The organism is Actinomycetota bacterium (assembly GCA_036280995.1).
Classification (GTDB): domain Bacteria; phylum Actinomycetota; class CALGFH01; order CALGFH01; family CALGFH01; genus CALGFH01.
Genome location: DASUPQ010000564.1, coordinates 1 through 6,953, shown reverse-complemented (window position 1 = coordinate 6,953; position 6,953 = coordinate 1). Strand labels below are relative to the sequence as shown.

At 74.7% G+C, this 6,953-nt stretch carries 4 protein-coding genes; all 4 read right to left on the bottom strand.

The genetic code is table 11. The annotated features are described in order from the left end of the window. Nucleotides 1-656: Mur ligase family protein (locus VF468_19060; GenBank protein ID HEX5880391.1), on the bottom strand; the 656-nt coding region annotated here is incomplete at its 3' end. Nucleotides 657-1,028: 372 nt separating this feature from the next. Beyond that, on the bottom strand, nucleotides 1,029-1,820 hold the full coding sequence (locus tag VF468_19055; GenBank protein HEX5880390.1) for a CYTH domain-containing protein: 792 nt from the start codon (nucleotides 1,818-1,820) through the stop codon (nucleotides 1,029-1,031). After that, the gene (valS, locus tag VF468_19050) at nucleotides 1,817-4,414 is read right to left on the bottom strand and encodes a valine--tRNA ligase (GenBank protein ID HEX5880389.1); all 2,598 of its coding nucleotides are present in this window, start codon (nucleotides 4,412-4,414) and stop codon (nucleotides 1,817-1,819) included. The genes VF468_19055 and valS overlap by 4 nt, the downstream gene beginning before the upstream one ends. A gap of 9 nt (nucleotides 4,415-4,423) precedes the next feature. Continuing rightward, nucleotides 4,424-6,953: valine--tRNA ligase (locus VF468_19045; protein HEX5880388.1), on the bottom strand; the 2,530-nt coding region annotated here is incomplete at its 5' end.

Below are 6,953 nucleotides of genomic sequence, written 5' to 3'. Positions count from 1 at the left end.
TCGGCGATGACGGCGAGGACGTCGTCGTCCTGGGCATGGCTGACCACGGTGGCGCCGCGCTTGATGATGCCGGCCTTCTCGCTGGCCACCGCGGCCGGGGTGCCGCCGAGCTCGGGGTGGTCGAGGGCGACCCGGTTGATGATGGCCACCTCCCCGTTGACCAGGTTGGTGGCGTCCCAGGTGCCGCCCATGCCGACCTCGACCACCTGGGCGTCGACCGGCAGCTCGGCGAACCACAGGAAGGCCAGGGCGGTCAGGGCCTCGTAGAAGGTCACCGGCTGGTCGCCGGCCCGGTCGACCTCGGCCAGGAACGGCTCCAGGTAGGCCCAGGTCTCGGCGAACTCCTCGGTCGAGATGAGCCGGGTCGCCAGCGCCACCCGCTCGCGCACGTCCTGCAGGTGGGGGCTGGTGTAGACCCCGGCCCCGACCCCGAAGGCGGCCAGCAGCGACGCGACCATCCGGGCCGTCGAGGTCTTCCCGTTGGTCCCGGTCAGGTGCACCGCCGGCGCGGTCCGCTCCGGATGGTCGAGCAGCTCGGCCAGCCGCGTGATCCGCTCCAGGGTCGGCCCCATGCGGGTCGGCATGCGGGCGTACAACGCATCGACGGCGTCCTGGTAGTCCATGACGCCGTCGATAGTAGTCCCGGTCAGCGGCACCAGCGGCACCAGCCGCCGCAGCCCTGGCCGTGGCAGTAGCGGCAGTAGCACCGGTGGGCCTGCTCCTGGGCGTAGCGGAACACTCCTGCGCACCTCCCCCCGGACGCGGAACGGAAATTGGGAAACGAAAAACCGCCTCCCGGGAGGGAGGCGGTCAGCGCGAAATCAGGCGCGGCGTGCGCGCCTCACGACCGGTTCCCTCCGGGGAGCGCGAAGCTCGAGATGTCGGCTCGAACGGCACGACCACGCAGGTGGATGCGCCATTCGCTGCCGCAGAGCAGCATCGTCCGACCCGGGTTCCTCTTCATGCCGTTCACCGCCTCTCTGGCTGGAGACTTGTGCAAGCAGTTTGCGCGCGACCGTGACGACCCGTCAAGCGGAATTTTCCGCGAGGAATTCGGCGAGCCGGTCGTGGGCGGCCGGGCGGACTCTGCCGTCGGGGCCGAGCAGGCCGTCCAGCTCGCCGGCGGCCAGCAGCCGTTCCACGGCCCGGCCGGTGCCCAGCTTGCCGTACGGCCAGGGCCGCAGGTCGTCCGGCAGGGCCGCGGCCAGCGCCCCCAGCAGCGCCTGCACGGTCTCGATCCCTCCCGGGCCCTTGGCCTCGACCTCGACCTCCAGCAGCCGCGCCCGCCCGGCCGGGAGCAGGAAGGTGACGTCGTCGATGGTCAGCTCGGCCACCGGCCCGGCGTCCGGGTGTCCACGCTCGAGCACGTCCCGGGGGGTGCGGGAGGTCTCGCGGCGCTGGGTCGGGCGCAGGCCGAGGGCGGCCAGGTCGGCCAGCGGCTCCCCCGCCCCGGCGCCCTCACCGGGGTCGGGAAGCTCGACCCCTTGGCGGCGCAGCTCGCCCAGGACGGCCTGGAGGGCCTCGGGCGACCAGGGGGCCTCCAGCTCCAGCCGCTCCGCGGCCAGGCCGGTGCGCACCGCCGCCGACTTGAGGGTGAGCAGCGGCCGGCCGTCCAGCTCCCGGACCCGGAAGGCGGCCCGGGCCGCGGCCAGGGCGCCGTCGCCGGTGTCGAGGTAGACGTCGCGGATCCGCTGGGGCGGCCGCGGCCGGAGGTCGAAGCGGTCGACGGCCTCCAGGTCGGCCACCCGCCGCCCGGCGGCCTCCTGGTCGTCGGCCTGGACCAGCAGGACCCCCTCGACCTCGCGGGGCTGCTCGCTCATGTGGTGGCCTCCTCGGCCGCGGCCAGCGCGACCCGCACGTCGAGCCCGTCGGCGCCGGGACGCTCGCGGTACCGGAACGCCCCCACCCGGCCGGCGGCGGCCAGGTCGGCCTCGGCGGCCCGGACCGCATCCAGCCACGGGGGCGGGCCAGCGATCTCGGCCAGCTCGACGGGGGTGCGCAGCCGCACCCCGGCCTGGCTCTTGGCCCGCCGGACGGCCGCGATCACCTGCCTGGCCGCGTCCAGGGGACGGCGGTCGGCCCCGGCGGCGGCCGGCGACGACACCGGGCCCGGCCAGCCGGCCAGATGGACCGACCCGTCGCGCCACCACGACCACACCTCCTCGCAGGCGTACGGCAGGTAGGGGGCGAGCAGCCGCACCTGGACGTCCAGGGCGGTGCGCAGCGCCGCCCTGGACGAGGCGCCGCCCGGCTCGCCGGCCGGCCGGTAGGCGCGGTCCTTGACCAGCTCCAGGTAGTCGTCGCAGAAGGACCAGAAGCAGCGCTCGGTCGCCTCCAGGGCGGCCGTCCAGTCGGCCCCCTCCAGCGCGGCGGTGGCCTCGGCCACGGTGGCGTCCAGCCCGGCCAGCATGGCCAGGTCGAGCGCCTCGGCCGGGTCCCCGGTGTCCGGCCCGTCGCCGGGGAGGCCGAGGATGAACCGGGCCGAGTTGAGCAGCTTGATGGCCAGGCGGCGGCCGACCCGCATCTGGCCCTCGTCGGCGGTGGTGTCGGTGCCCGGCCGGACCTTGGCCGCCCAGTAGCGCAGGGCGTCGGCCCCGTAGCGCTCCAGCACGGCCGTGGGGGCGACGGCGTTCCCCTTGGACTTGGACATCTTGCGCCGGTCGGGGTCGACCACCCAGCCGGAGATGGCCGCCCGCGACCAGGGCAGCACGCCGTGCTCGAGCTCGGACCGCGTCACCGTGTAGAACAGCCAGGTCCGGATGATCTCGTGGGACTGGGGCCGCAGGTCCATGGGGAACACCCGGGCGAACCGCTCCGGGTCCTCCTCCCAGCCGCCGGCGATCTGCGGGGTGAGCGAGGAGGTGGCCCAGGTGTCGAACACGTCGGGGTCGGCCACGAACCCGCCCGGCCGGCCCCGGTCGGCCTCCCGGTAGCCGTCGGGCACGTCGGTGGACGGGTCCACCGGCAGCCGGGCCTCGCCGGGGACCAGCGGCCGGTCGTGGTCGACCTCGCCGGCCTCGGTCAGCGGGTACCACAGCGGGATGGGCACGCCGAAGAACCGCTGGCGGCTGACCAGCCAGTCGCTGTGCAGGCCGGTCACCCAGTGCTCGTAGCGGGCGCGCATGAACGGCGGCTGCCAGTCCAGCTCGCGGCCCCGCTCCAGCAGCCGCTGGCGGTGGTCGAGCAGGCGGATGAACCACTGGCGGCTGGTCACGATCTCCAGGGGCCGGTCACCGTTCTCGTAGAACTTCACCGGGTGGGTGACCGGCCGGGGGCCGGCGACCAGGTCGCCGGCGTCCTCGAGCAGCTCCACCACCCGCCGCCGGGCCTGGGTGGTGGTCCTGCCGGCCAGCTCGGCCCAGGCCGGGCCGGCGGGCACGCCCTCGGGCGGGGTCTCCCGGAGCCGGCCGTCGCGGGTGACGACCGAGCGCACCGGCAGCCGCAGCTCCCGCCACCAGAGCACGTCGGTGAGGTCGCCGAAGGTGCAGATCATGGCCAGCCCGGTCCCCTTGGCGGGGTCGGCCAGCCGGTGGGCGACCACCGGGACCGGCACCCCGAACAGCGGCGAGGTGGCGGTCGTGCCGACCAGGTCGCGGTAGCGGTCGTCGCCGGGGTGGGCGACCAGGGCCACGCAGGCGGCCAGCAGCTCCGGCCGGGTCGTCTCCACCACCAGGTCCCGATTCACCGGGGCACCCCCTCGGGGTTCCCCGGACCCCTTCGGCCCGGCCCCGTCGCGCCGGAACCGGACCTGGACGGCCACGCCGGGGACCTCCCGGTCCTCGACCTCGGCCTGGGCCACGGCGGTGCGGTAGGTCACGTCCCACAGGGTCGGGGCCTCGGCCTGGTAGGCCTCGCCCCTGGCCAGCAGCCGCAGGAACCCGCGCTGGGAGGCCCGCCGGGCCCGCTCGCCGATGGTCGCGTAGGCCAGCGTCCAGTCGACCGACAGGCCGAGCTGGCGCCACAGCGCCTCGAACGCCTGCTCGTCGGTGTCGGTCAGGCGGCGGCAGAGCTCGACGAAGTTGGGCCGCGACACCGGCCGCTTGGGCTGCCCGGCCGCGACCGGGCCGGCCGGCGGCGCGAACCCGGGGTCGTACGGCAGCGAGGGGTCGCAGCGGACGCCGTAGAAGTTCTCCACCCGGCGCTCGGTCGGCAGCCCGTTGTCGTCCCAGCCCACCGGGTAGAAGACGTCCTTGCCCCGCATCCGCTGGAAGCGGCCCAGGACGTCGGTGTGGCAGTAGGAGAAGACGTGGCCGACGTGCAGCACGCCGCTGACCGTGAGCGGCGGGAAGTCGATCGCGAACACGTCCTCCCGGGGCCGCGCCGGGTCGAACCGGTAGCTGCCGTCGGCCTCCCAGCGGGCGCCCCACTTGGCTTCGAGCCCGTCCAGCGACGGGCGCTCCGGGACCCGTCCCATCGGACCTCCTCAGCGCGTGCCGGAGAGCTCGACCTGCTGGGCCCTGACCTTGGCCAGGGCCTCGTCGACCTCGGCCAGGCGCTCCCGGGCCTTGGCCACCACCGGCGGCGGGGCCTTCTCCAGGAAGGCGGGGTTGGCCAGCTTGGCCTCGGCCCGGGCCCGCTCGGCCCCGAGGGTGGCCAGCTCGCGGTCGAGCCGGGCCCGCTCCTCGTCCAGGTCGAGCAGCCCCTCCAGGGGGAGGTGGAGCTCGGCCCGGCCGGCCAGCAGCTTGGCGGTGGGGGTGGCCGGGGCCGCCGAGCCGACCTCGACGGCGTCCAGGCGGGCCAGGCGGCGGAGGCTGTCGGCCTCGGCCCGGAACAGGCCGGCCTGGGCCGCGTCGGCCGGCACGACCACCAGCCGGGGCCGGCTGGCCGTGGGGACGCGGTGCTCGGCCCGGAACCGGCGCAGGGCCACGATCGCCTCCTGGAGGTCGGCCATGCCGGTCTCGGCCTCGGGGTCGAGGTCGCCGGGGCGCTCGGCCGGCCAGGGACCCAGGGTGAGGGTCTCGACCCCGGTCAGGGCCCGGCCCAGCTCCTCGGTGACGAATGGCATCACCGGGTGCAGCAGCCGCAGGGTGACGTCCAGGGCGTAGGTCAGGGTGGCGGCGGCCTGCCGGGCGTCCTCGTCCCCGGCGGCCAGCCGTGGCTTGGCCAGCTCGACCGCCCAGTCGGCCAGCTCGCTCCAGGCGAACCCGTGCAGCAGCCGGGCCGCCTCGGCCGGGTCGAAGCCGTCGTAGGCGGCGGTCACGGCCGCCCGGGTGCGTTCCAGGCGTGAGAGCAGCCAGCGGTCGGCCAGGCCGAGGGACGGCCTCGGTTCGGGGGGGTCCGGGGGGGCGCTTGTTGCCCCCCCGGTGGAAAGGACGAAGCGGGCCATGTTCCAGAGCTTATTTGCAAAGTTGCGCGCGCCTTCCACCCACTCCTCGGCCAGGGGCACGTCGCCGCCCGGGTTGGCCCCGCGGATCAGGGCGAACCGGAGGGCGTCGGTGCCGTAGCGGTCCATCAGCTCGATCGGGTCGATGACGTTCCCGAACGACTTGGACATCTTCTTGCCCTGGGCGTCGCGGACCATCCCGTGGATGGCCACGACCTCGAACGGGGTCGGCGGCTGGAAGTGGCAGCCGAACATCAGCATTCGGGCCACCCAGAAGAAGATGATGTCGTAGCCGGTGACCAGCACCGAGGTCGGGTAGAAGGTGGCCAGGTCCTCGGTCTGGTCGGGCCAGCCGAGGGTCGAGAACGGCCACAGCCCGCTCGAGAACCAGGTGTCGAGCACGTCCTCGTCCTGGGCCAGCTCGGCGGCGCCGCAGGTGCCGCAGGCGGCCGGGTCCTGGCGCGCCACGGTGACGTGCCCGTCCGGGCAGTACCAGGCGGGGATGCGGTGCCCCCACCAGAGCTGGCGGGACACGCACCAGTCGCGGATCTGCTCCATCCAGCCGAAGAAGGTCTTCTCGTAGCGGGCCGGCTCGAAGCGGGTCTGGCCGGAGCGGACCGCCGCCATGGCCTGGCCGGCCAGCGGCCGGGCGGCCACGAACCACTGCAGCGACAGCCGCGGCTCGACCTCGGTGCGGCAGCGGTAGCAGTGGCCGACCGAGTGCGGCGCCTCGGTGACCCGCTCCAGCAGGCCCAGCTCGGCCAGGGCGGCCTTGACCTCGCGGCGGGCGGCGTAGCGGTCCAGGCCCTCGAACCGCCCGCCCTCGGCGTTGACGATCGCCTCCTCGGTGAGGATGTCGACGGCGGGCAGGTCGTGCCGCTCGGCGATCTCGTAGTCGTTGGGGTCGTGGGCCGGGGTGACCTTGACCGCGCCGGTGCCGAACTCGCGGTCCACGGCCGCGTCGGCGACCACCGGGATCAGCCGGTCGACCAGGGGCAGGCGCACCGTCCTGCCGATGAGGCCCTGGTAGCGGGGGTCGTCGGGGTGGACGGCAACCGCGGTGTCGCCCAGCATCGTCTCGGCCCGCGAGGTCGCCACCCCGATCCAGCCCGACCCGTCGGCCAGGGGGTAGCGCAGGTGGGCGAGCTCGCCCGGGACCTCCTCGTGCTCGACCTCGATGTCGGACAGGGCGGTGAGGCAGCGGGGGCACCAGTTGATGATCCGCCGGCCCCGGTACAGCAGGCCCTGCTCGTAGAGGGAGACGAACACCTCGCGGACGGCCCGCGACAGGCCCTCGTCCATGGTGAAGCGCTCGCGCGACCAGTCGACCGAGTCGCCGAGGCGCTGCATCTGGCCGAGGATGCGGCCCCCCGACTCGGCCTTCCAGGCCCAGACGCGCTCCACGAAGGCCTCTCGGCCCAGGTCGAAGCGGGTCTTGCCCTCCTTGGCGAGCTCGCGCTCGACCACGTTCTGGGTGGCGATGCCGGCGTGGTCCATGCCGGGCAGCCACAGCACCTCGAACCCGCGCATGCGGTGCACGCGGGCCAGGTAGTCCTGGTAGGTGTGGTCGAGAGCGTGGCCGATGTGGAGCGACCCGGTCACATTTGGAGGTGGAAGGGCCATGCTGAAG